We start from the raw sequence: 22832 nt of genomic DNA, 5'->3' as shown, positions 1-22832 counted from the left end.
ATGCCCACCCCCACACCGCAGCCTGAACAGAAAAAAGCCCCGCAGTTCGCGGCGGTCAAACTCCGCCCAATGCCGGAAAAACCGCAACCATGCTGCGCCGACGAAACCTGTGAAAACACCGTTGCTGCCCCGGTGAGCACCGAAGGCGAGCGTTATAGCTGGCAGGTTTCCGGCATGGATTGCGCCGCCTGCGCCCGTAAAGTGGAAAACGCCGTACGCCAGCTTGAGGGCATTGGCCTGGTGCAGGTTGCTTTCGCCACAGAAAAACTCACCGTCGTGGCTAACCGTGATATGCGTACACAGGTCGAACAGGCAGTACAGCAGGCGGGTTATCAGTTGCGAGGCGAACACAGCGCGCCGGAAGTTGCCCCTTCGCGCCTGCGTGAAAACCTGCCGTTGATCCTGCTGGTCGTCATGATGGCAATCAGCTGGTCGTTGGAGCAGTTCAACCACCCGTTCGGCCAGGCGGCGTTTATCGCCACCACGCTTGTCGGTCTGTGGCCTATCGCCCGCCAGGCGCTGCGGTTGATGAAGAGCGGCTCCTGGTTCGCCATCGAAACGTTAATGAGCGTCGCCGCCATCGGGGCGCTGTTTATTGGTGCCACGGCTGAAGCCGCCATGGTGCTGATGCTGTTTTTAATTGGCGAACGCCTTGAAGGCTGGGCTGCCAGCCGCGCGCGCCGTGGCGTCAGCGCATTGATGGCGCTAAAACCGGACACCGCCACCCGCCTGCGCAACGGTGAGCGTCAGACGGTGGCAGCCAGCGAACTGCAACCCGGTGACACGATTGAAGTCCCTGCCGGTGGGCGTTTACCGGCGGATGGCCGCCTGCTGTCTTCATTCGCCAGCTTTGATGAAAGCGCGCTCACCGGCGAATCTGTACCAGTTGAACGCGCCAGCGGCGAGGCGGTTCCTGCCGGGGCAACCAGCGTTGATCGGCTGGTCACGCTGGAAGTGGTTTCCCGACCGGGCGAAAGCGCCATCGACCGCATCCTGAAATTGATTGAAGAAGCGGAAGAGCGCCGTGCGCCGATTGAACGCTTTATCGATCGTTTTAGTCGCATCTACACGCCGGTGATCATGGCGGTGGCGCTGCTGGTCGCCCTCCTGCCTCCGCTGCTGTTTTCCGCGCCATGGCTGGAGTGGATCTACAAAAGTCTGGCGCTGTTGCTGATTGGCTGCCCCTGCGCGCTGGTGATCTCCACCCCGGCGGCTATCACCTCCGGCCTCGCAGCAGCGGCGCGGCGCGGCGCGCTGATCAAAGGCGGCGCAGCGCTGGAGCAACTGGGCAGTATCCGCCAGGTCGCTTTTGATAAGACCGGTACGCTGACCATCGGGAAACCGCAGGTCGCCGCGTTAAACCCGCTGAGCGGGTGCAGCGAAGAGGAACTGTTAACGCTGAGCGCCGCCGTTGAACAAGGCTCCACCCACCCGCTTGCGCAAGCCATCGTGCAGGAGGCTCAGCGTCGCCAGCTCGCCATTCCCGATGCGCAGGCGCAGCGCGCCCTGACCGGGAAAGGCATTGAGGCCGAAGTCAACGGGCGCGTCATCCGCATCAGCGCGCCGGATAAACTTGCCGCAGGCATGCTGGACAGCGCGTTATTGGTGCAGATTAACAGCCAGGAAAGCCACGGTCAGACAGTAGTTGTGGTACAGCGTGACGAAGAAGTGATGGGGACGCTGGCGTTGCAGGATACGTTGCGTGAAGACGCCAAAGAAGCAGTAGCCGCGCTCCATGCGTTAGGGGTACAAGGCGTGATCCTCACCGGCGATAACCCGCGTGCAGCCGCGGCGATTGCCGGGGAACTGGGACTGGATTTCCGCGCCGGGTTGCTGCCAGAAGATAAAGTCAGTGCCGTACAGGCATTAAACCAGCATGCGCCGCTGGCGATGGTGGGTGATGGCATTAACGACGCCCCGGCAATGAAAGCCGCCACCATTGGCATTGCGATGGGCAGCGGTACAGACGTCGCACTGGAAACCGCCGATGCAGCATTAACCCATAACCGGTTGACCGGTCTGGGTCAGATGATCCGCCTGGCGCGCGCCACACACAGCAATATCCGGCAGAACATCGCCATGGCGCTGGGACTGAAGGCCATATTCCTGGTGACAACGCTGCTGGGAATAACGGGATTGTGGCTGGCAGTGCTGGCGGATACGGGCGCGACGGTACTGGTGACCGCCAACGCCCTGCGCTTGTTGCGCCGCAACGATTAGTGACTTTTACGCACTAAATAGCGGTATGGCAGCGTCTCGGTTTGCCCGGCGACCAGCTCATGTTCCATAAAACGGCAAAAGCCGGGAATATCGCGGGTGGTTGCCGGATCGTCGGCAATAATCAGTAATGTTTCGCCAACCTGCATGTTGCGTACGGTTTTGCGCACCATCATTACCGGCTCCGGACAGCGCAGGCCCTGAGCGTCCAGCGTATGGTCGGCAGTGGTAAACGGATCGGTCATTTTCATCTCACAACGGAAAAAACCGCATTAGTTTACGCTGCCTTTTTTGTGACGCAAGCAAGGTTAACGATTGCGTTAAAAATAGCCATTGCATCCGGTGATGATTGCAGTATCATGCGGCGGCTCTGTTTAACAGAGCATAAAAAGTACTGGGTTCCCTCACCCCATTTACCAAAAAGGTCACAATATGACGCAATTTTCGCACTCGCAGCGCATGAAGGCGCTGTTCTGGCTTTCGCTTTTTCACCTGCTGGTGATCATCTCCAGTAACTATCTGGTCCAGTTGCCGGTCGCCATTTTTGGTTTCCACACCACCTGGGGCGCATTCAGTTTCCCGTTTATCTTCCTGGCGACGGATTTAACCGTACGCATTTTCGGCGCTCCCCTCGCCCGGCGGATTATCTTCGCGGTGATGGTTCCGGCACTGCTGGCTTCGTATGTGATCTCCTCCCTGTTCTATATGGGTTCCTGGCAGGGCTTTAGCGCACTCGCCCACTTCAATCTGTTCGTGGCGCGTATCGCTACCGCCAGTTTTATGGCCTATGCACTGGGGCAGATCCTTGATGTACACGTGTTTAACCGCCTGCGTCAGAACCGCCGCTGGTGGCTGGCGCCTGCGGCATCAACCGTTTTTGGCAACGCCAGCGACACCGCTGCGTTCTTCTTTATTGCCTTCTGGCACAGCCCGGATGCATTTATGGCGCAGCACTGGATGGAAATCGCGCTGGTGGACTACGGCTTTAAGGTGATTATCAGCATCGCTTTCTTCCTGCCGATGTACGGTGTGCTTTTGAATATGTTGCTGAAAAGGCTGGCAGACAAATCTGAAATTCCCGCATTACAGGCCAGCTAAAGGTACGGCTTATCAGTTATGATAAGATGCACTGATGAGCCGTTATGGCTGTTTATTGAAAGGATGAAGTCAATGCGCAATCTGGTGAAATATGTCGGTATTGGCCTGCTGGTAATGGGGCTGGCGGCCTGTGATAACAGCGACAGCAAAAAGCCTGCTCAGGGTACTGCTGCTGAAAGCAACGCCAACGGCCAGCCCGTCACGCTGCTCGACGGCAAACTCAGCTTCTCGCTTCCGGCAGATATGACCGATCAGAGCGGCAAACTGGGTACTCAGGCTAACAATATGCACGTTTATTCCGACGCTACCGGGCAAAAAGCCGTGATTGTGATTGTCGGCGACAACACCCAGGAAGATCTCTCCGCACTGGCAAAACGCCTGGAAGATCAGCAGCGCAGCCGCGACCCGCAACTGCAAGTAGTAACCAACAAATCCATTGAGCTGAAAGGCCAGACCCTGCAACAGCTCGACAGCATTATCTCCGCCAAAGGCCAGACTGCATGGTCTTCCGTGGTACTGGGTAAGGTCGATAATAAACTGCTGACCCTGCAGGTGACGCTGCCGGCGGACAACCAGCAGCAAGCACAAACCGCTGCAGAAAACATTATCAATACCATCGTGGTGAATTAACACCGCGCCGGAAATGAAAAAAGGAACCTTCGGGTTCCTTTTTTATTGCCAGAGGGTGACTATCGTCAGCCTTAACTGAGGAAAATAGCCGGTCCTTTATCTTCAATGGTATTGAGAATGCGTAATGCCGCATTATTGGGTTTGCTTTCGTTGCGCTCCCACTTCGACACACTTTCAACCGACATGCCAACGGTGCGTGCCAGCGCCGCCTGTGACATTTTCCAGTGCGTGCGGACTTGTTTAATTTGCATACCCGTCATTGGGCGCACGTCGGGAATATTGCGCGCCTCTATCGCTTCATTAATGCTGGCGACCGTTTCATCCTGTACCACGCCCAGTTTGTTGTAGCGTTTTGCCATAGCCTGAATGCGTTTCAGATGGTCACTCATGACATTTCACCTCAATTAAATCGTCGCTTTTTAACAGACGCGCCAGCGTCTCTTCGGGCATAACCATAAAATCCTTCGCGACAGCGCAATAAGCATCGATCTCGTCCTCTTCAAGTTCTTTTCCCTTCTTCTTTGAGAGTTCACTTTTCACATACATGTCAAAGAAAAAAAGGTTGTCGCCTTCGTGAAAAAAGACAATTGCGCGAGCGCCATCACGAGAACTCACAGCAGGTAAAGCAATGCGCTTTTTATAAGTAAACTTACCAAGCCTGTCGCCATGAAGCCCGGCAATAATGGCAGCGGCTGTTTTACATAACGTTTTATCACTGATACGCACCCTTCTGCGCTCCTGGTCAAACTCCATTGTCAGGTAGATACCCATAGCTTCCTTGCTCTCATCTTGTACCCGTAAGGAAGACTATAGTCTTCCTTACGGGTTAGAACAAGATTTGAGCATCCAGGTGCTGCCCTTATTCACCCCCACCCAACGGCCTGTGCTTCAATCGCCACGCCAGCAGTAGCGCTATCGCCACCAGTCCCGCCGCCGCCAGATAAATCATCGGGACCCCGGACCAGGCCATCAACAGCCCTGCCAGCGGTCCGGTAATACCGAGCGACAAATCCATAAACACCGTATAGGTTGCCAGCGCAGAACCCTGGTTATGCTGCGGTACGGCTTTCACCGCCACCACACCAAGCGCAGGGAAAACCAACGAAAAACCCGCGCCGGCAAGGAAAACGCCGAGTTTCGCCATCCACGGGTCCGCCGCCAGCCCTACCAGCACCAGGCCGAGGGTCTCCACCGCAAAGCAGATCATCGCCACATTCAACCCGCCAAAGCGGTTAATGCCGTTCGGAAACAACAGGCGCGTCCCCACGAACGCTATACTGAACAGCGTCAGGGCGAAGGCCGCTCCCTCCCAGCCCTGAGCATCGTAGTAAAGGGTAATAAAGGTGGCGATAACGCCGAAGCCCGCAGAGCCCAGCGCCAATGCCAGGCCATACACCCACACGCGACCCAATACGGCACGGAACGGCAGCGGTTTACCTTTACTGGCTTTCACTGCCGGGCGCGGCAGCGCCAACAGAATCGCCAACAGCGCCACTCCCATGATCGTGAGCGACAGCCCTTCTAAACCACCGTAGTGATAACAGAGCACCCCAAGCGGCGCGCCAAGCGCCATCGCGCCATACGTCGCAATGCCATTCCACGAAATAACGCGACCAATATGTATGGAGCCGACCACGCCGACACCCCACAAAGTGGCTCCGGTTCCGGCAAAGCTCTGGCCAATCCCTAAAATGACACGCCCGAGGCACAGCAACACCAGGCTAAGGATACCGGCATGGCTGCTACCCATCCCCGCCAGCATGTAGCTCAGGCCGCTAAGAAACGCGCCGCACAGGCCAAACACCACCACCTTTTTCGGCCCCAGCGCATCGGCATAACGCCCGGCATGCGGTCGGCTAAGCAGCGTAGCGAAGTATTGCAAACTGATGACCAACCCGGCCCAGAAGGCGCTATATCCCATTACATCATGGACATAGCCAGGCAGCACGGCCAGCGGCAGGCCGATAGTGAGGTAGCTTGCGAAGTTAAAAATAACGACGGACAAAATCCGCAGATTAAGACGCCATCCGCTAAGCGCCGATTCGGCGGCGTTTTCAGGCATGAGAATTAAACCCAGATATTTACAACAGTGTTTCACTATTACCACGTCAGCGCACAGAAATCAGCATCCACTTTAAGAATATCGTCGTCAGGCGAAGGGCTTACGAAGCACTACACTTGAACAGGCAAAATGACATAAGGACGTACACATGACACATCCTCAGCCTGATCAGGCGGGTTTACACATTCTCTTAAAACTGGCTGCGCTGGTGGTGATCCTCGCCGGTATCCACGCTGCCGCCGATATCATCGTGCAACTCTTACTGGCGCTCTTTTTCGCCATCGTACTCAACCCGTTAGTCAGCTGGTTTATCCGCCGGAAACTGTCGCGCCCGGTCGCCATCACCATCGTCGTGCTGGTTATGCTGATCGTCCTCACCGCGCTGGTTGGCGTGCTGGCCGCGTCGATAAACGACTTTATGACCCTGTTGCCAAAGTACAACCGCGAATTTACGCGCAAATTTCTCGATCTGCAGCAAATGGTGCCGTTCCTCAACCTGCACATGTCGCCGGAACGCATGCTGCAACGGATGGACTCCGAGCGAGTAATGACCTTTGCCACCACGATGATGACCCAACTCTCCAACGCCATGGCCAGCATCCTCCTGCTGGTAATGACCGTCGTGTTTATGCTGTTTGAAGTCCGCCATGTGCCTTATAAACTGCGTTTCGCGCTGCGTAACCCGCAGATCCACATTGCCGGGTTGCACCGTGCGCTGAAAGGCGTGTCGCACTATCTGGCGCTGAAAACCCTACTCAGCTTATGGACGGGAGTCATTGTCTGGCTGGGTTTGGTGCTGCTGGATGTGCAATTCGCCCTGATGTGGGGGGTACTGGCGTTTTTGCTCAACTATGTTCCCAATATCGGTTCCGTGATCTCCGCCATTCCGCCAATGCTCCAGGCATTACTGTTTAATGGCGTTTATGAATGCCTGCTGGTGGGCGCGCTCTTTCTAGTGGTGCATATGATCATCGGCAATATTCTGGAGCCACGTATGATGGGCCACCGTCTCGGCATGTCGACGCTGGTGGTATTTTTATCCTTATTAATCTGGGGCTGGCTGCTCGGCCCGGTGGGTATGCTGTTGTCGGTTCCCCTCACCAGCGTATGTAAAATCTGGATGGAGACCACCACCGGGGGGAGCAAGCTGGCTATTTTACTCGGACCAGGCCGCCCCAAAAGCCGGTTGCCAGGATAAATGACCTACCAACGAGGGTAGTTTTATATTTATCTTATTAACGTTAGAGTGAAGAAAATAATTGCGCCTGCTTTATTGCAGGCGTTTTTACGATAAAAAATGACAGTACTAAAACTTCCTGAAATTTGCCTTAAGCGAACCTTATAAATATAACACGTCTATACCCCGAATAATTACGCCCTTCAGAATCAGCCTAACAGACTGTAATGCATAAGATTAGTGATATATAACCACCGTTATCGCCTTATCATCATGGTTGCACTGTACACAATGATATTTTATTATCCGCCCACTCAGGCTTACTCCGCAAAATGCGGCAATATGCTTATAAAAAGCCGGGCAGCAGTATCACTCACTTTAAAAACACCCAATATTCGCAAACAAAAATGGCAATCTGCACCGTTTTTATTAGCAGAATTTCCCATTTTCATCATGGCGTTGGATTAATTCCAGAAAGTAAGTGTGTCTTCAATCTTAAATTATTTGATACGGAGTTCTCATGAAGAAGATTGTTAAATTCCTGGCGGTGATTGCCGTAGCCGGAGCACTGGCAGGTTGTGCGCGTACCGCTATTGTGCAAAATATCGACGCCCCGGTCAGCGCAGGTCACACTCAGTCTCAGGTGCGCGCCGCCATTCTGAAAGCGGGTCAACAACGTCAGTGGGTAATGAACGATGCCGGTCCTGGCGTTATCACGGGTCGTCTGGATAACCGCGGCCACGTTGCCGAAATTCGTATTACTTACGCCGCAGACAGCTACTCAATCAACTACGCAAACAGCCTGAACCTGAAAGCGTCTGATGGTCGAATCCATAAAAAATACAACGCCTGGGTGAACACCCTCGATAAACAAATTCAACAGAATTTGGCTTCAGGCGCCGCGCTTTAATTGCCATCCTGTCTAAAGTCGGGCCGGTAACGGTCCGATAATCCTGATGCATTTAATAAGGTTGTACACGCCATGTATGAACAGGATCCGTTCAGCGCGCTCGAAGCAATAGCGGAAGCGCAGCGTATTGCTTTCGCCCCGATGCTATTCCAGACGGCAGTTTGTCTGCGTAAGTTTGGGCTGCTGGATTTTCTCGATAAGCAAGGAAATCAGGGCGCGACCCTGGATGAAATTGTGCTCGGGAGTGAAGCCGATGAATATGCCGCGAGTGTATTACTCGACATGGCGCTCAGTGGACGAATTATCACGCGCAGTGCAGATCGTTTTTATCTTGCCAAAGTCGGACACTTCCTGCTCCATGATACAATGACGCGTGTGAATATGGATTTTTCGCAGGATGTTTGTTACCAGGGACTCTATTTCCTTGAAGAGGCGTTAAAGCAGGGGAAACCCGCAGGGCTGCGCGTGTTTGGCGAATGGCCGACCATTTACCCGGCATTATCGCAATTACCGAACCCGGCGCGGGAAAGTTGGTTTGCTTTTGACCATTACTATTCCGATGCGGCGTTTAATGCAGCGTTACCGCATATATTCGCCAGCCAGCCGGCAAGTCTGTACGATATAGGCGGAAATACCGGTAAGTGGGCAATAAGCTGCTGCAAATATGACGAAAACGTCGCGGTAACCTTACTGGATTTGCCTGAGCAAATCGCCCTGGCGCAGGAAAATGTCAACGCAGCGGGACTCGCTTCGCGGATCGGCTTCCATGCGATTGATATGCTGGGTGATGCGCCGCTGCCCAACGCAGCGGACATCTGGTGGATGAGCCAGTTCCTGGACTGCTTCTCACCGGAACAAATTGTTGGCATCTTAAGTAAGATAGCCCAGGTCATGAAACCGGATGCCAGACTGTGCGTGATGGAACTGTTCTGGGATGCGCAAAAATTTGATGCTGCGGCATTCAGTTTGAACGCAACGTCGTTGTACTTTACCTGTATGGCGAATGGCAACAGCCGTTTTTACAGCGCGGAGAATTTCTTGCGCTATCTCGACATGGCGGGCTTCGGCGTTGAAAAGCGCCTCGATAACCTCGGGGTGGGACATACTTTATTGATATGTCATAAAAAATAAGAAAGGGCGGCGCCCGCGCCGCCATGATGCCCGGAACGGCATCACTGGATATCACGTTTTTTCGCGGACGCGCGTTTGATGAAATTTGCACTCAAGATTACCGACTGGCAGGCTCGTGCGCCGGGATTAAGTGAAGCGGCGCAGTGGCGCGAATGGTCACAGAACCGCGACGCTATCGATCCGGCGTTACCCCAGGCAAAATTGACCGCACTGCCCATGATGACCGCGCGTCGTCTCAGCTCCGGCAGTCGGCTGGCCGTTGAATGCGGCATCACGCTGCTGCGCCAGCACCAGGTGGAGGCCGTGGTCTTTACCAGCCGCCACGGTGAGCTGGAGCGTAACTTCCGCATTCTGCAAGCGCTGGCGACGGGTCAGGATCTCTCGCCGACCGATTTCGCGATGTCGGTGCACAACTCGGCGGTGGGGAACCTCACTATTGCCGCCCAGCAACCTATCGTCTCCTCTTCGCTTTCCGCCGGGCTGGATACCTTCCAGCAGGGGCTATGCGAAGTGATCTGCTTTTTGCAGGCGGGTTATCAGCGCGTACTGATGGTGGATTTCGATGGCGCGCTCCCGGCGTTTTATCACCCCGGATTGCACCCGGATATGCCAACCTGGGCCTATGCCGTTGCGCTGGTGTTTGAAGCCGGTGAAGATCTGCAATGCACCAGTGAAGCGGCACTCTGCGAAGGCGAGCCACGGTTACCGCAGAGCGTGCAGTTTTTACAGCACTATCTGCGCGACGCGCGTGAATTCACCATTCCCGGTGAGCGCCTGAACTGGCGCTGGAGCCGCGCATGAAACGTCTCGCCTCTCGCCTGAATTGGGTCTGGCGTTTGCTGATGACCGGCCTGTGCTTTGCGCTGTTTGGCATCGGCGGGCTGCTGTTGTCGCTGGTGTGGTTTAACCTGCTGCTGATTGCCGTGCGCGACAAAGCAACGCGCCGCCGCCTCGCGCGCCGCAGCATTGCCGCCAGTTTCCGTCTGTTTTTAAACACCGCGAAAGCGATCGGCGCACTGGATTACCGCATCCACGGCGTTGAAACTCTGCGTCATGAGCGCGGTTGCCTGGTGGTGGCCAACCACCCCACGCTGATTGACTATGTTCTGCTGGCATCGGTGATGCCGGAAACCGACTGTCTGGTTAAAAGCGCGCTGCTGCGCAACCCCTTTCTCGGCGGCGTGGTGAAAGCCGCAGACTACCTGATTAACAGTCAGGCGGATGCGCTGCTTCCCGCCTGTGAACAGCGCCTGCAACAGGGCGATACGATTTTAATCTTCCCCGAAGGCACGCGTACGCGCCCGGGAGAGGCAATGACACTGCAACGCGGCGCGGCAAATATTGCTGTGCGCTGCGGTTGTGATTTACGCATCGTGGTCATCCACTGTAGTGAACATCTGCTGGATAAACACAGCCGATGGTATGACGTCCCACCCCGTAAGCCCATGTTTACCGTGGAAGTACGCGAACGGGTGGCAATAAAACAATTTTTTGATGCGGAATCGCAAGAACCGGCGCTGGCGGCAAGACAGTTGAACCGGCATCTTCTGCATCAATTAACACCGGGTTTTGCACCTTTTTAGGAATGAATGATGCAACAGCTTTATCTTGAAATTAAAAATCTCATCATCAACACACTGAATCTGGATGAACTGAGCGCCGATGACATCGACACCGATGTGGCGCTGTTTGGGGATGGTCTGGGACTGGATTCTATTGACGCGCTGGAATTAGGTCTGGCGATTAAAAACCAGTACGCCGTGGTCTTGTCAGCAGAAAGCGAAGAGATGCGTCAGCACTTCTACTCTGTCGCCACGCTGGCGTCATTTATCCAGGCTCAACGCGCATAAGAGTGGGTTCGCTATGATCGAGAAAAATGAAATTTACCAGGAAGTCTCCACCCTTCTTACCAAACTGTTTGAAATCGACCCGCAGGATATCTCCCCGGACTCCCGCCTGTACGAAGATCTGGAGCTGGACAGCATCGACGCCGTCGACATGATTGTGCACCTGCAGAAAAAAACCGGTAAGAAAATCAAGCCGGAAGAGTTCAAAGCCGTGCGCACCGTACAGGATGTTGTCGACGCGGTAGAACGTTTACTGCAAGAAGAGTAAACCACGATGCGCGGATCCCGCCTCCAATCGGGACTCAGGCTGGTGGCCGCCCTGTTGATGCTCAGCTGGCCATTTGTGGTCTGGTTTGGCCTGACACATAACAGTCTGCACTGGCTGCTGCCTCTGATGGCGCTGATGCTGCTTTTCCGCTTACGGCAAGCCCGGCAGGCGATAGCGCCGTTGCGCGCTGTCAGCGGCGGCGTGGCGGTTGTGGGCATCGCGTTGTGCGCGGCAAGCTGGCTGCTAAAAACCCACCAGTTGCTGCTCTACTACCCGGTGGCGGTCAATCTCATCATGCTGGCGGTATTTGGCGGATCACTCAAAACGGCGATGCCGCTGGTTGAGCGACTGGCGCGCCTGCGTGAACCGCAGTTACCCGCCGCCGCCGTACGGTATACCCGCCGCGTAACGCAAATATGGTGCATCTTTTTTGTGCTGAACGGCGGCATTGCGCTGTTTACCGCCCTGTACGGCGATATGCGTCTGTGGACAGCCTGGAACGGGATGATCGCCTATCTGCTGATGGGCGCGCTCATGGCGGGAGAGTGGCTGGTGCGCCGCCAGGTGATAAAACGAGAGACAACATGAAGACCCTTCCTTTCGCCGCCTGGCTAAACAGCCCGCGCGCTGCCGAAACGCCCATTGCCTGGCTTGGCGATCAAACATGGACGCTGGGACATCTGCGCCATGACGTTTCACAATGCGTAGCGCAATTAACGCAGCAACCCGGCGAACGCTGGGCGCTCTGTTTCGAAAACAGCTACCTGTTTATTGTGGCGCTGTTAGCCTCGCTGCACGCGGGTAAAACCCCGGTCATCCCTGGTCATAGCCGGGTATCACTGCTGGCAGAGCAACAATCCCTGTTCGACGGGGTGTTAAGCGATCGCCCGCTGAACTGGGAAGGGCCACACTATGTGGTGGCATCCGACAATATGCAGACCACAGATGCGCCTGCGTTTCCCGCACTGCGCGAAGATGCCTATGTTGAGCTTTTTACCTCCGGCTCCACCGGGCAGCCGCGCCGGGTTATCAAACCCATCGCCTGTCTGGACAAAGAAGCCGCGTTACTGGCCGCGCGCTTCGCCGATCGCCTGGCCGGATGCCGTGTTGTTGCCTCCGTGGTGCCGCAACATCTGTACGGCCTGACGTTCCGCATCTTTCTGCCGATGTCGCTCGGGTTGCCGCTGCATGCCGCCATGCTCTATTACGCTGAGCAACTGGCCGCGCTCGACGGGCAGCACCGTTACGCCTTTATCAGCAGTCCGGCATTTTTAAAACGCCTCGATCCCCGGCTCTCGCCTCCGCCAGTGTCGCTTATCCTCTCGGCGGGCGGCATGCTGCCCTGGCGCGATGTACAGGAAACGGCGAACTGGCTGGGCGTCTGGCCGGATGAAATCTATGGCAGTACCGAAACCGGGATCCTCGCCTGGCGCTATCGCCAGCAGGATAACATCTCATGGCTGCCGTTCCCCGGCGTGATCATCAAACAGGAAGCGGAGAGCTTTCGCGCACATTCACCGATCATTCCCGAGCCGGATGGCTTGTTGCTCGACGATGAGCTGATTTTCGACGCCAGCGGCACATTCCAGATTGCCGGTCGCCGCGGTCGGGTGGTCAAAATCGAAGAGAAGCGCATTTCACTTAGCGAGATCGAACGCCGCGTACTGGAGCTGGGCGGTATTCGTGAAGCAGCGGCGCTGCCGGTCTCCCGTGGCGGTCGCCAGGGCGTGGGCGTTCTGCTGGTGCTGGACGATGAGATGCGCACGCAATGGCTACGCAGCGACAGTAAAGCTCTGGAGCTGTCGTGGCGACGGGCGCTCATCCCGTGGCTGGAGCCGGTGGCCGTGCCGCGCTACTGGCGCATTCTGGATGAGATCCCGGTCAACAGTATGAACAAGCGGGTTTATGCGCAACTACAGGAGTTATTTCATGAAACCCCATGAAATTGAACGCCGTCAGGCGCAACCACAACACGCGGAAATCGTGATCCAACTGGAGCCGGAACTGTTCTGGTTTCGTGGTCATTTTGCCATTCAGCCTCTGCTTCCAGGCGTTGCACAACTCGACTGGGCGATGCATTACGCCACCACCCTGCTGGCGCCGGAGCACCGCTTTCACAGCATTCAAAGCGTGAAGTTCCAGGCACCCTTGCTGCCGGACAACGTCGTCACGCTGGTACTCGACTGGCACGAAGACAAACAGCAACTGGCCTTCAGCTATCATCGCCATGAGGGTGAAGCACGCCACCTCTGTAGCAGCGGGAAGATTCGCCTATGTCGTTAACATTTACCCCTTGTGTGGTGATCCCTTGTTATAACCACGGCGCGATGATGCCGCGCGTTCTGGAACGTTTGCAGCCTGCGGGTTTGCACTGTTTTGTGGTGGATGACGGCAGTGACGACGCCACGCGGCAGACGCTGGCGTCGCTGGCGCAGACCTACCCTAACCTGACCCTGATACGCCTGGCGCAGAACGCCGGGAAAGGCGAAGCAGTGATCCGTGGTTTGCAGGAAGCCGCACAAGCGGGCTTCACGCACGCGGTGCAGGTGGATGCCGATGGGCAGCATGCCATAGAAGATATCCCGGCGTTACTGGCGCTGGCGGAACAACACCCGCAGGCGCTGATTTCCGGCCAACCGCTGTATGACGATTCGATCCCCCGTTCGCGCCTGTATGGCCGCTGGATCACTCACGTCTGGGTATGGATTGAAACCCTGTCGCTGCAACTGAAAGACAGTATGTGCGGTTTTCGCGTTTACCCGATTGCCCCCACGCTTCAGCTCGCCAGTCGGGTGACGCTCGGCAAACGTATGGATTTCGACACCGAAGTGATGGTGCGACTTTACTGGCAGGGCAATGACAGCTACTTCGTGCCGACGCGCGTGACCTATCCGCAGGATGGGCTGTCGCATTTCGACGCCCTGAAAGATAACGTGCGCATCTCACTGATGCACACCCGCCTGTTCTTCGGCATGCTGCCGCGCATTCCTTCTCTGCTGTTTCGCCGCAATGCCACGCACTGGGCGCAGCAAAAAGAGGTGCAAGGCCTGTGGGGGATGCGCTTTATGCTGCTGGTCTGGCGCGTATTAGGTCGCCGCGCTTTCTCACTGCTGCTCTATCCGGTGGTCGCCGTCTACTGGCTCCTCGCCCGTGATGCGCGCCGGGCATCGAAAAACTGGCTGGCGCGGGTGCGCACCACGCTGGCCGCCCGCCATCTTCCGCGCCCTGCCGGGTTAAACAGCTACCGCCACTTTTTGCGCTTCGGCGAAGCGATGCTGGATAAAGTCGCGGGATGGCGTGGCGAGTTGCACTTTGGCCGCGATGTGGAGTTCGCCCCCGGCGCGGAAGAAGCACTCGGTCTGCACGATGGCAAAGGCAAACTGCTGCTGGCGTCGCATCTGGGTGATGTGGAAGCCAGCCGGGCGCTGGCGCAGATCAACGAGAGCAAGATTATCCATGCGCTGGTGTTTCATGAAAACGCCCTGCGCTTTAAGCAGATCATGCAAGAGATGGCGCCGGAAGCCGGCGTTAACCTTATCCCGGTGAAGCACATTGGCCCGGACACCGCCATGTTGCTGAAAGAGAAGCTTGATCGCGGGGAATGGGTGGCGATCGTCGGCGATCGGCTGGCAGTTAACCCGCAACGCGGCGGCGACTGGCGGGTGAACTGGAGCGAATTTATGGGCCACCCTGCCCCCTTCCCGCAGGGGCCGTTTATTCTCGCTGCGGCGTTACGCTGCCCGGTACTGCTGATGTTTGCATTGCGCCAGCAGGGCAAATTGCGCCTGCACTGCGAAGTGTTCGCCGATCCACTGCCCATGCCGCGCGCCGCAAGGCAGGCCGCTCTGCGCGAGGCAGTCGACCGCTATGCTGCGCGCCTTGAGCACTATGCCCTGCAATCGCCGCTCGACTGGTTTAACTTTTTTGATTTCTGGCGGCTGCCCGATCACGCACCGCAATCCACGGACAAGGAGTAACAGGTGTTAAACGATCCGCGTTTTACCGCCGAAGTAGAACTGACCGTTCCCTTCCACGACGTCGATATGATGGGCGTGGTGTGGCACGGTAACTACTTCCGCTACTTTGAGATTGCCCGCGAGGCGCTACTGAATCAGTTTGATTATGGCTACCGCCAGATGAAAGCGTCCGGCTATGTCTGGCCGGTGGTGGACACCCGGGTGAAATACCGCGATGTGCTGACCTTTGAGCAGCATTTTCGCGTGCGCGCCCAACTGGAAGAGTTCGAAAACCGCCTGAAAATCGCTTATGACATCTTTGATGCCGCCAGCGGTAAACGCACCACCACCGGTTACACTATTCAGGTCGCGGTGGACGAAAAAAGCCGTGAGATGTGCTTTGTCAGCCCGGCAGTGTTGTTTGAACGTATGGGGGTAACACCATGAAATACTGGCCTTTGCTGGCGCTGTTGCTCAGCCCCTTCGTTGGCGCGATCACGCTGGATACGCTGCAACAACGTTTTACCGAACAACCGGTGGTGCGGGCGCATTTCACCCAGACCCGCACCATTAAAGATCTGCCGCAGCCTCTGCGCTCGCAGGGCGAAATGTTGATCGCACGCGACCAGGGTTTGCTGTGGGATCAAAAAGCGCCGTTCCCGATGGCGCTCATGCTTGATGACTCGCGGATGGTGCAAATCATCAACGGTCAGCCGCCGCAGGTGATCACCGCCGAAAACAACCCGCAGATGTTCCAGTTTAACCACCTGCTGCGTGCATTGTTCCAGGCCGATCGCGCCGTTCTGGAGCAAAACTTCCGCATCGATTTTAACGATGTGGGCGCAGGACGCTGGACCCTGAAACTGACGCCGATCACCACGCCGCTGGATAAGATTTTCACCTCTATCGAGCTTGCCGGTCAGCAGTATCTGGACAGCATCCGCCTGAACGACAAACAGGGCGATCTCACCGATATCGCTTTTTCCCAACACCGACTGACGCCCACCACGCTGACCAATGACGAACGCCAACGCTTTGCCGCGCACTAACTCCCCGCGTCCGGCGCTACTCTGGGGACTGCTCTGCCTGATGCTGCTCGGCATGCTGCTGATGCTGCTGCCGAAAGCGCGCATGAACAGCAGCGTGCTGGCGATGCTGCCTGCCCAGGCGATGGGTACGCTTCCCCCGGCGCTGAACGATGGCTTTATGCAGCGCCTCGACAAGCAATTGGTCTGGCTGGTCAGCCCCGGCAAACAGGCCAATCCTGAGGCGGCGAAATACTGGCTTTCCTTACTCAACCAGTCGCAGGCGGTGAACAACCTGAAAGGGCCGATGGATGCGCAAAGCCAGCAAGCCTGGGGCACATTCTTCTGGCAGCATCGTAACGCCCTGCTCGACAGCGCCACTCGCGCGCGTCTGCAAAACGGCGGCGACGCACAGGCACAATGGGTGCTGACGCAGCTCTACTCGGCGTTTTCCGGCGTGAGCGGTAAAGAGCTGCAAAACGATCCGTTGATGCTGATACGCGGCGCACAGCTTGCGATGGCGCAAAACAGCCAGAAGCTGCGGCTGATGGATGGCTGGCTGGTGACGCAGGACGATAAAGGCAACGACTGGTATCTGCTGCATGGCGAACTGGCGGGTTCCTCATTCGATATGCAGCAAACGCACCAGTTTGTTAACACGCTAGCGTCACTGGAAGCGCAACTGAAAGCCCGGTTCCCGCAAGCACAGTTGCTGTCGCGTGGCACGGTATTCTACAGCGATTACGCCAGCCAGCAGGCCAAACGCGATGTCTCGACGCTGGGCATCGCCACTATTCTTGGCGTGATTGCGCTGATTGTCGCCGTGTTCCGCTCCCTGCGCCCCCTGCTGCTGTGCCTGATTTCAATTGCCATTGGCGCGCTGGCGGGCACCGTCGCTACGCTGCTCCTGTTCGGCGAACTGCATCTGATGACGCTGGTGATGAGCCTGAGCATCATCGGGATTTCAGCAGATTACACGCTTTACTACCTGACTGAACGGATGGTGCACGGCGCAGAGGCATCGCCATGGCAAAGTCTCGCCAAAGTGCGTAATGCGTTGTTGCTGGCGCTGGCCACCACCGTTGTCGCCTACCTGATCATGATGCTGGCCCCCTTCCCCGGCATCCGCCAGATGGCGATTTTCGCCGCCGTCGGTCTCAGCGCCTCCTGCCTGACGGTGATCTTCTGGCATCCGTGGCTGTGCCGCGGTTTACCGGTGCGCCCGGTGCCCGCCATGGTGCTGCTTCTGCGCTGGCTGGCGGCCTGGCGGCGCAATAAAAAACTCACCGTTGGTCTGCCAGTAGCACTGGCGCTGTTCTCTCTCGCCGGTCTCGCTACGCTGCGCATTAATGACGATATCAGCCAGTTACAGGCGCTGCCGCAGGGGATCCTGGCGCAGGAGAAAGCCATCACGGCGCTGACCGGGCAAAGCGTCGATCAGAAATGGTTTGTGATTTATGGCGATACGCCGCAGCAAACGCTGGAGCGGTTAGAAGCGTTTACGCCGCAACTGGAGCAAGCGCGCAAACAGGGGATGATTTCGGGTTTCCGCACCCTCCCGATTAACTCACTGACGCGACAACAGCAGGATCTGGAGCTGCTGAAAAACGCGACACCTGCCGTGTCGCGCACGCTACAAGCCGCAGGTATGGCAAATGTTGCGCCAGACCTCAGCCCGATGAGCGTTACCGTTGAACAGTGGCTTGCCAGTCCGGCCAGTGAAGGCTGGCGGTTACTGTGGTTAACGCTGCCCGGTGGGCAAAGCGGCGTGCTGGCCCCGGTCGACGGTGTTAAAGACAGCGCCGCACTTAGCGCGCTGGCAAAAACGCAACCGGGCATCGCCTGGGTAGATCGCAAAAGCGCGTTTGATGAACTGTTTGCGCTGTACCGGCTGGTGTTAACCGGGTTGCTGTTCGTGGCGCTGGCGGTGATTGCCGCAGGCGCGATGCTGCGTCTGGGCTGGAAAAAGGGGCTGATAAGCCTTGTGCCATCAGTACTGTCGCTCGGTTGCGGGCTGGCGGTGTTATCACTGAGCGGTCACGCGGTGAACCTGTTTTCCCTGCTGGCGCTGGTGCTGGTACTGGGGATCGGCATCAACTACACGCTGTTTTTCAGCAACCCGCGCGGCACGCCGCTTACCTCATTGCTGGCTATCACGCTGGCCATGATAACCACGTTACTCACCCTGGGGATGCTGGTGTTCAGCGCCACTCAGGCTATCAGCAGTTTCGGCATTGTGCTGGTCAGCGGTATTTTTACCGCCTTCCTGCTTTCGCCCCTCGCAATGCCAGCAAAAAAAGAGAGAAAACGATGATTCGCCCCCTCTGGACTGGCGTCGCGCTTGCCGCCGCCCTGCTGCTCACCGGATGCAGCCACTCAACCCATACCCCCGACAGCAGCCGCCCGCAAGCGTGGCTGGAACCGGGAACCCGCGTGACGCTGCCTGCACCGGGGATCGCGCCAGCGGTGAACTCCCAGCAGCTATTAACCGGCAGTTTTAACGGGCAAACCCAGTCATTGCTGGTGATGATGACCGCCGACGACAAAAAAATCACCCTTGCCGGGCTCTCGTCGGTGGGGATCCGTTTATTCCTCGTCACCTATGACGAACGCGGGATCCATACCGAGCAGTCGATCGTCGTGCCGCAACTGCCACCCGCCAGCCAGGTACTGGCCGACGTGATGATCAGCCACTGGCCGATTGCCGCCTGGCAGCCGCAGTTGCCAAAAGGCTGGACGCTGACCGATCACGACGATAAACGCGAACTGCGTAACGCGAGCGGGAAGCTGGTGACGGAAATCACCTACCTGCAACGCAAAGGCAAACGCGAGCCGATCAGCATCGAGCAGCATGTCTTTAAATACCACATCACCATTCAATATTTGGGTGACTGAGATGATCTACATTTCCGCCATCGGCATGGTGAACGCGCTGGGACGCACCCTGGATGAGATAGCCACCAACCTGACGCGCGGCCATGCGCCGGGGATGCACACCCGTACCGGCTGGTTGCAGGGGCAAACGGAAGTGGTGCTCGGCAGCGTGGACGGCGAACTGCCCGCCATTCCGCCGCAGATGGATGCCCACCGCAGCCGCAATAATCAACTGCTGCTGGCGGCGCTGGAACAAATCCAGCCAACGGTGGATGAGGCGATTGCCCGCTATGGCCGCGACCGTGTGGCGGTGGTGCTGGGCACCAGTACTTCCGGTCTGGATGAAGGGGATCTGCATGTCCGGCTTTCGCTCAACGGGGAAGAGAGCCTTGCATGGCGCTACCCACAGCAGGAGCTGGGCGATCCATCGCGCTTTTTAAGCCGCTGGCTGGCGCTGGAAGGCCCGTCGTTTACCGTTTCCACCGCGTGCTCTTCCAGCGCGCGCGCCATTATCAATGGTTATCGCCTGATTGAAGCCGGTCTGGCGGATGTGGCGATTGTCGGCGGCGCAGATACCCTGAGCCGGATGCCGGTCAACGGATTTAACAGTCTGGAGTCGTTTTCCCCTACGCTGTGCCAGCCGTTTGGCCGTGACCGCTGCGGCATTACGATTGGCGAGGCATCGGCGTTGATGGTGCTGACCCGTGAGCCGCAGCCGCTGGCGCTACTCGGCACCGGCGAATCCAGCGATGCATGGCATATTTCCGCACCGCATCCGCAGGGCGAAGGGGCGATCCGCGCTATCAATATGGCGCTGGCGCAAGCCAGGCTCACGCCGACCGATGTGGGGTATATCAATCTGCATGGCACCGCCACACCGCTCAACGATCAGATTGAATCAGCGGTCGTGCACGCGCTGTTTGGCGACGGTGTGCCGTGCAGCTCCACCAAACACTTAACCGGGCACACGCTGGGCGCAGCGGGCATTACGGAAGCGGCGCTGAGCGCGCTGATCCTGCAACGCGACCTGCCGCTGCCGCCTCAGGATTTTAGCCGCGGGCCTGTCGATCCAACGCTCCCGGCCTGCGGCCTGTTGTTGCGCGCACAGCCACTGGCGAACCCGGTCATTTTATCCAACTCCTTCGCCTTTGGCGGAAACAACGCCAGTATTTTGCTGGGGAGAGTGACATGATTCAGTACCTTACGGCGGGGGAGTATCTGCCCCATGACGCGCCAATGATCCTGCTGGAAGACGTTATTTCGGTAACGGATGACGATGCCCACTGCCGGGTGAGAGTGAATCAGGGCGGCGTGCTGTCGCCCTTTATGGATGCACAAGGCAACCTGCCCGGCTGGTATGCACTGGAGCTGATGGCGCAGTGCATTGGCGTCTGGTCCGGCTGGCACCGCCTGCAACGCGGCGAAGAGAGCATTGCGCTGGGTATGGTGCTCGGCGCGCGGGAGCTGACCTGCGCCGCAGGCTCATTGCCCGCAGGCGCAGTGCTGGATGTGCACGCCAAACTGCTGATGCAGGATGCGCGTTTCGGCAGCTTCGACTGCACTATCCAGATTGGCGCAGACACCGTTTCTGTCGGGCGCATCAACACCTTCCAGCCGACGAAAGACGAGCTTAGCTCGCTGTTTCATCAACCACACACATCGAAAGGGGCAGAGGCATGAATCGTTCCGTACTTGTTACCGGAGCCAGTAAAGGCATCGGCCGCGCCATTGCCCAACACCTTGCCGCCGATGGTTTTACCGTTGGCGTGCACTATCATCGTGACGAAAACGGTGCGCAGGAAACGCTGCATGCTATTGAACAGGCGGGCGGCGCGGGTCGTCTGCTGAGTTTTGATGTCGGCAACCGCGAACAGTGTCGCCGCGTTCTGGAACAGGATATTGAGCAGCACGGTGCCTGGTATGGCGTGGTCAGCAATGCAGGTATCACTCGTGACGCGGCGTTCCCGGCACTGAGCGATGATGACTGGGATGCGGTGATCCACACCAATCTCGACAGCTTCTACAACGTGATTCAACCCTGCATCATGCCAATGATTGGCCTGCGCAAAGGCGGACGCATCATTACCCTCTCGTCGGTTTCCGGGGTGATGGGCAATCGCGGCCAGGTTAACTACAGTGCGGCAAAAGCCGGTATTATCGGCGCCACAAAAGCGCTGGCGATTGAACTGGCGAAACGCAAAATCACCGTCAACTGCATCGCACCGGGGCTGATTGATACCGGCATGATTGAAATGGAAGAAGCCGCGCTGAAAGAAGCGATGGCGATCATCCCGATGAAACGTATGGGCCAGGCGCAAGAAGTGGCCGGGCTTGCCAGCTATTTAATGTCAGATATTGCGGGTTACGTGACCCGCCAGGTTATTTCCATCAACGGGGGAATGTTATGACACGTCGCGTCGTCATTACCGGCATGGGCGGCGTCACCGCCTTTGGCCAGAGCTGGCAGGAGGTGTCAAAACGTCTGCTGGCCTACGAAAACGCCGTCCGCAAAATGCCGGAGTGGCAAATTTACGACGGTCTGCATACCCTGCTTGGCGCACCGATTGATGATTTCACGTTGCCGGATCACTACACCCGCAAGCGTATCCGTGCGATGGGCCGCGTGTCGCTGCTCTCCACCCGCGCCAGCGAACTGGCGCTGGAACAGGCCGGGTTGATTGACGATCCGGTATTAACCCGCGGCAATACCGGCATCGCTTACGGCTCATCGACCGGCAGTACCGGCCCGGTGAGCGAGTTCGCCACCATGCTGACCGAAAAACACACCAACAACATCACCGGCACAACCTATGTGCAGATGATGCCGCACACCACGGCGGTGAATACCGGGCTGTTTTTCGGCCTGCGCGGACGCGTTATCCCCACCTCCAGCGCCTGTACGTCCGGTAGCCAGGCCATTGGTTATGCCTGGGAAGCGATTCGTCACGGTTATCAAGACGTGATGGTCGCAGGCGGCGCAGAAGAGCTGTGCCCGTCGGAAGCAGCGGTGTTTGATACGTTGTTTGCCACCAGCCAGCGCAACGATGAACCGAAAACCACGCCATCCCCGTTCGATGCCAGCCGCGATGGTCTGGTGATCGGCGAAGGCGCAGGCACGCTGATTCTGGAAGAGCTGGAACATGCGAAGGCGCGCGGCGCGACCATTTTCGGCGAAATCGTCGGCTTTGCCACCAACTGCGACGCCGCACATATCACCCAGCCACAGCGGGAAACCATGCAAATCTGTATGGAGCAGGCGCTGAACATTGCCGGGCTCAGCCCGCTGGATATTGGCTATATTTCCGCACACGGCACGGCGACCGATCGCGGCGATATTGCAGAAAGCCAGGCAACGGCGGCCATCTTTGGCGATAATGTTCCCATCTCGTCGCTGAAAAGCTACTTCGGTCATACCCTTGGGGCATGCGGCGCGCTGGAAGCCTGGATGAGCCTGCAAATGATGCGTGAAGGCTGGTTTGCGCCGACGCTCAACCTGACCACCCCGGATGAGCAGTGCGGCGCACTGGATTACATCAAGGGTGAAGCGCGCCGGATCGATTGCGAATACCTGCAAAGCAATAACTTCGCTTTTGGCGGCATCAACACCTCCATCATTATTAAACGTTGGGCATAACGT

General features: G+C 57.3%; 25 protein-coding genes and 1 pseudogene. 22 read left to right on the top strand and 4 right to left on the bottom strand.

Annotated features, from left to right (window positions below; genetic code table 11):
- Nucleotides 1-2220: a Zn(II)/Cd(II)/Pb(II) translocating P-type ATPase ZntA gene (zntA, locus tag N7922_RS01650; RefSeq protein WP_263098982.1), complete on the top strand. Its 2220-nt coding sequence runs from the start codon at nucleotides 1-3 to the stop codon at nucleotides 2218-2220.
- Here the strand turns inward: zntA and tusA are convergent.
- Nucleotides 2217-2462: a sulfurtransferase TusA gene (gene tusA, locus N7922_RS01645; RefSeq protein ID WP_263098981.1), complete on the bottom strand. Its 246-nt coding sequence runs from the start codon at nucleotides 2460-2462 to the stop codon at nucleotides 2217-2219. The genes zntA and tusA overlap by 4 nt on opposite strands.
- 187 nt (nucleotides 2463-2649) lie before the next feature.
- On the opposite strand from tusA, the gene N7922_RS01640 reads away from it, so the two are divergent.
- On the top strand, nucleotides 2650-3315 hold the full coding sequence (locus tag N7922_RS01640; RefSeq protein WP_263098980.1) for a 7-cyano-7-deazaguanine/7-aminomethyl-7-deazaguanine transporter: 666 nt from the start codon (nucleotides 2650-2652) through the stop codon (nucleotides 3313-3315).
- 72 nt (nucleotides 3316-3387) lie between these two features.
- Nucleotides 3388-3945, top strand: a complete 558-nt coding sequence (locus tag N7922_RS01635) for a DcrB family lipoprotein (RefSeq protein WP_263098979.1) — start codon at nucleotides 3388-3390, stop codon at nucleotides 3943-3945.
- Nucleotides 3946-4016: 71 nt separating this feature from the next.
- Here the strand turns inward: N7922_RS01635 and N7922_RS01630 are convergent, their stop codons facing one another.
- The 3 genes from N7922_RS01630 to N7922_RS01620 form a co-directional block, all read right to left on the bottom strand.
- On the bottom strand, nucleotides 4017-4334 hold the full coding sequence (locus N7922_RS01630; RefSeq protein WP_263098978.1) for a helix-turn-helix domain-containing protein: 318 nt from the start codon (nucleotides 4332-4334) through the stop codon (nucleotides 4017-4019).
- Entirely contained in the window at nucleotides 4327-4716 is a 390-nt protein-coding gene (locus N7922_RS01625; protein WP_263098977.1) for a type II toxin-antitoxin system RelE/ParE family toxin, read from the bottom strand. Before N7922_RS01625 ends, N7922_RS01630 begins: the two co-directional genes overlap by 8 nt.
- Nucleotides 4717-4804: 88 nt before the next feature.
- A complete protein-coding gene (locus tag N7922_RS01620; protein WP_263098976.1) occupies nucleotides 4805-6043 on the bottom strand; it encodes an MFS transporter in 1239 nt (412 codons plus the stop codon).
- Nucleotides 6044-6155: 112 nt separating this feature from the next.
- Between N7922_RS01620 and N7922_RS01615 the strand changes: the two genes are divergently transcribed.
- The 19 genes and pseudogenes from N7922_RS01615 to N7922_RS01525 all read left to right on the top strand — a co-directional run bounded on the left by N7922_RS01615 (nucleotide 6156) and on the right by N7922_RS01525 (nucleotide 22829).
- Complete coding sequence (locus N7922_RS01615; RefSeq protein WP_263098975.1) at nucleotides 6156-7205, top strand: AI-2E family transporter; 1050 nt, start codon at nucleotides 6156-6158, stop codon at nucleotides 7203-7205.
- A gap of 499 nt (nucleotides 7206-7704) precedes the next feature.
- Nucleotides 7705-8094: a hypothetical protein gene (locus N7922_RS01610; RefSeq protein ID WP_263098974.1), complete on the top strand. Its 390-nt coding sequence runs from the start codon at nucleotides 7705-7707 to the stop codon at nucleotides 8092-8094.
- Between the two features lie 72 nt (nucleotides 8095-8166).
- Nucleotides 8167-9225 carry a methyltransferase gene (locus tag N7922_RS01605; RefSeq protein ID WP_263098973.1) on the top strand — a complete coding sequence of 353 codons (1059 nt, stop codon included), beginning with the start codon at nucleotides 8167-8169 and terminating at the stop codon, nucleotides 9223-9225.
- 78 nt (nucleotides 9226-9303) lie between these two features.
- On the top strand, nucleotides 9304-10026 hold the full coding sequence (locus tag N7922_RS01600) for a beta-ketoacyl synthase chain length factor (RefSeq protein WP_263098972.1): 723 nt from the start codon (nucleotides 9304-9306) through the stop codon (nucleotides 10024-10026).
- Nucleotides 10005-10837, top strand: a pseudogene (locus N7922_RS01595) (lysophospholipid acyltransferase family protein). The gene N7922_RS01600 and the pseudogene N7922_RS01595 overlap by 22 nt, the downstream one beginning before the upstream one ends.
- Nucleotides 10818-11075: a phosphopantetheine-binding protein gene (locus N7922_RS01590; RefSeq protein ID WP_061492806.1), complete on the top strand. Its 258-nt coding sequence runs from the start codon at nucleotides 10818-10820 to the stop codon at nucleotides 11073-11075. The pseudogene N7922_RS01595 and the gene N7922_RS01590 overlap by 20 nt, the downstream one beginning before the upstream one ends.
- 13 nt (nucleotides 11076-11088) lie before the next feature.
- Nucleotides 11089-11340, top strand: a complete 252-nt coding sequence (locus N7922_RS01585; protein ID WP_263098971.1) for an acyl carrier protein — start codon at nucleotides 11089-11091, stop codon at nucleotides 11338-11340.
- A gap of 6 nt (nucleotides 11341-11346) precedes the next feature.
- Complete coding sequence (locus N7922_RS01580) at nucleotides 11347-11928, top strand: hypothetical protein (RefSeq protein WP_263098970.1); 582 nt, start codon at nucleotides 11347-11349, stop codon at nucleotides 11926-11928.
- Nucleotides 11925-13283, top strand: a complete 1359-nt coding sequence (locus N7922_RS01575; protein WP_263098969.1) for an AMP-dependent synthetase — start codon at nucleotides 11925-11927, stop codon at nucleotides 13281-13283. Before N7922_RS01580 ends, N7922_RS01575 begins: the two co-directional genes overlap by 4 nt.
- A complete protein-coding gene (locus tag N7922_RS01570; RefSeq protein ID WP_263098967.1) occupies nucleotides 13270-13623 on the top strand; it encodes a hydroxymyristoyl-ACP dehydratase in 354 nt (117 codons plus the stop codon). The genes N7922_RS01575 and N7922_RS01570 overlap by 14 nt, the downstream gene beginning before the upstream one ends.
- Entirely contained in the window at nucleotides 13614-15317 is a 1704-nt protein-coding gene (locus N7922_RS01565) for a glycosyltransferase family 2 protein (RefSeq protein ID WP_263098965.1), read from the top strand. The genes N7922_RS01570 and N7922_RS01565 overlap by 10 nt, the downstream gene beginning before the upstream one ends.
- A 3-nt stretch (nucleotides 15318-15320) precedes the next feature.
- Nucleotides 15321-15743 carry an acyl-CoA thioesterase gene (locus N7922_RS01560; RefSeq protein ID WP_263098964.1) on the top strand — a complete coding sequence of 141 codons (423 nt, stop codon included), beginning with the start codon at nucleotides 15321-15323 and terminating at the stop codon, nucleotides 15741-15743.
- Nucleotides 15740-16345, top strand: coding sequence for an outer membrane lipoprotein carrier protein LolA (locus N7922_RS01555; protein ID WP_263098963.1), 606 nt, complete (start codon nucleotides 15740-15742; stop codon nucleotides 16343-16345). The genes N7922_RS01560 and N7922_RS01555 overlap by 4 nt, the downstream gene beginning before the upstream one ends.
- Nucleotides 16314-18635 carry an MMPL family transporter gene (locus N7922_RS01550; protein ID WP_263098961.1) on the top strand — a complete coding sequence of 774 codons (2322 nt, stop codon included), beginning with the start codon at nucleotides 16314-16316 and terminating at the stop codon, nucleotides 18633-18635. Before N7922_RS01555 ends, N7922_RS01550 begins: the two co-directional genes overlap by 32 nt.
- Complete coding sequence (locus N7922_RS01545; protein WP_263098960.1) at nucleotides 18632-19216, top strand: DUF3261 domain-containing protein; 585 nt, start codon at nucleotides 18632-18634, stop codon at nucleotides 19214-19216. The genes N7922_RS01550 and N7922_RS01545 overlap by 4 nt, the downstream gene beginning before the upstream one ends.
- Before the next feature lies 1 nt (nucleotide 19217).
- A complete protein-coding gene (locus N7922_RS01540; RefSeq protein WP_263098959.1) occupies nucleotides 19218-20387 on the top strand; it encodes a beta-ketoacyl-[acyl-carrier-protein] synthase family protein in 1170 nt (389 codons plus the stop codon).
- A complete protein-coding gene (locus N7922_RS01535; RefSeq protein WP_263098958.1) occupies nucleotides 20384-20875 on the top strand; it encodes a 3-hydroxy-fatty acyl-ACP dehydratase in 492 nt (163 codons plus the stop codon). Before N7922_RS01540 ends, N7922_RS01535 begins: the two co-directional genes overlap by 4 nt.
- Nucleotides 20872-21603: a 3-ketoacyl-ACP reductase FabG2 gene (locus tag N7922_RS01530; RefSeq protein WP_263098957.1), complete on the top strand. Its 732-nt coding sequence runs from the start codon at nucleotides 20872-20874 to the stop codon at nucleotides 21601-21603. Before N7922_RS01535 ends, N7922_RS01530 begins: the two co-directional genes overlap by 4 nt.
- Complete coding sequence (locus tag N7922_RS01525; RefSeq protein WP_263098955.1) at nucleotides 21600-22829, top strand: beta-ketoacyl-ACP synthase; 1230 nt, start codon at nucleotides 21600-21602, stop codon at nucleotides 22827-22829. The genes N7922_RS01530 and N7922_RS01525 overlap by 4 nt, the downstream gene beginning before the upstream one ends.
- Nucleotides 22830-22832 lie beyond the last annotated feature (3 nt).

This window comes from Kosakonia sp. ML.JS2a (assembly GCF_025642095.1).
GTDB lineage: Bacteria > Pseudomonadota > Gammaproteobacteria > Enterobacterales > Enterobacteriaceae.
This window is presented reverse-complemented; position numbering and strand designations above follow the sequence as displayed.

Excerpts from the sequence above, each read along its gene's own strand:
- zntA (WP_263098982.1), top strand. The coding sequence starts at position 1 with ATGCCCACCCCCACACCGCAGCCTGAACAGAAAAAAGCCCCGCAGTTC.
- tusA (WP_263098981.1), bottom strand. The coding sequence starts at position 2,462 with ATGACCGATCCGTTTACCACTGCCGACCATACGCTGGACGCTCAGGGC.
- N7922_RS01640 (WP_263098980.1), top strand. The coding sequence starts at position 2,650 with ATGACGCAATTTTCGCACTCGCAGCGCATGAAGGCGCTGTTCTGGCTT.
- N7922_RS01635 (WP_263098979.1), top strand. The coding sequence starts at position 3,388 with ATGCGCAATCTGGTGAAATATGTCGGTATTGGCCTGCTGGTAATGGGG.
- N7922_RS01630 (WP_263098978.1), bottom strand. The coding sequence starts at position 4,334 with ATGAGTGACCATCTGAAACGCATTCAGGCTATGGCAAAACGCTACAAC.
- N7922_RS01625 (WP_263098977.1), bottom strand. The coding sequence starts at position 4,716 with ATGGGTATCTACCTGACAATGGAGTTTGACCAGGAGCGCAGAAGGGTG.
- N7922_RS01615 (WP_263098975.1), top strand. The coding sequence starts at position 6,156 with ATGACACATCCTCAGCCTGATCAGGCGGGTTTACACATTCTCTTAAAA.
- N7922_RS01610 (WP_263098974.1), top strand. The coding sequence starts at position 7,705 with ATGAAGAAGATTGTTAAATTCCTGGCGGTGATTGCCGTAGCCGGAGCA.
- N7922_RS01605 (WP_263098973.1), top strand. The coding sequence starts at position 8,167 with ATGTATGAACAGGATCCGTTCAGCGCGCTCGAAGCAATAGCGGAAGCG.
- N7922_RS01600 (WP_263098972.1), top strand. The coding sequence starts at position 9,304 with ATGAAATTTGCACTCAAGATTACCGACTGGCAGGCTCGTGCGCCGGGA.
- N7922_RS01590 (WP_061492806.1), top strand. The coding sequence starts at position 10,818 with ATGCAACAGCTTTATCTTGAAATTAAAAATCTCATCATCAACACACTG.
- N7922_RS01585 (WP_263098971.1), top strand. The coding sequence starts at position 11,089 with ATGATCGAGAAAAATGAAATTTACCAGGAAGTCTCCACCCTTCTTACC.
- N7922_RS01580 (WP_263098970.1), top strand. The coding sequence starts at position 11,347 with ATGCGCGGATCCCGCCTCCAATCGGGACTCAGGCTGGTGGCCGCCCTG.
- N7922_RS01575 (WP_263098969.1), top strand. The coding sequence starts at position 11,925 with ATGAAGACCCTTCCTTTCGCCGCCTGGCTAAACAGCCCGCGCGCTGCC.
- N7922_RS01570 (WP_263098967.1), top strand. The coding sequence starts at position 13,270 with ATGAAACCCCATGAAATTGAACGCCGTCAGGCGCAACCACAACACGCG.
- N7922_RS01565 (WP_263098965.1), top strand. The coding sequence starts at position 13,614 with ATGTCGTTAACATTTACCCCTTGTGTGGTGATCCCTTGTTATAACCAC.
- N7922_RS01555 (WP_263098963.1), top strand. The coding sequence starts at position 15,740 with ATGAAATACTGGCCTTTGCTGGCGCTGTTGCTCAGCCCCTTCGTTGGC.
- N7922_RS01550 (WP_263098961.1), top strand. The coding sequence starts at position 16,314 with ATGACGAACGCCAACGCTTTGCCGCGCACTAACTCCCCGCGTCCGGCG.
- N7922_RS01545 (WP_263098960.1), top strand. The coding sequence starts at position 18,632 with ATGATTCGCCCCCTCTGGACTGGCGTCGCGCTTGCCGCCGCCCTGCTG.
- N7922_RS01540 (WP_263098959.1), top strand. The coding sequence starts at position 19,218 with ATGATCTACATTTCCGCCATCGGCATGGTGAACGCGCTGGGACGCACC.
- N7922_RS01535 (WP_263098958.1), top strand. The coding sequence starts at position 20,384 with ATGATTCAGTACCTTACGGCGGGGGAGTATCTGCCCCATGACGCGCCA.
- N7922_RS01530 (WP_263098957.1), top strand. The coding sequence starts at position 20,872 with ATGAATCGTTCCGTACTTGTTACCGGAGCCAGTAAAGGCATCGGCCGC.
- N7922_RS01525 (WP_263098955.1), top strand. The coding sequence starts at position 21,600 with ATGACACGTCGCGTCGTCATTACCGGCATGGGCGGCGTCACCGCCTTT.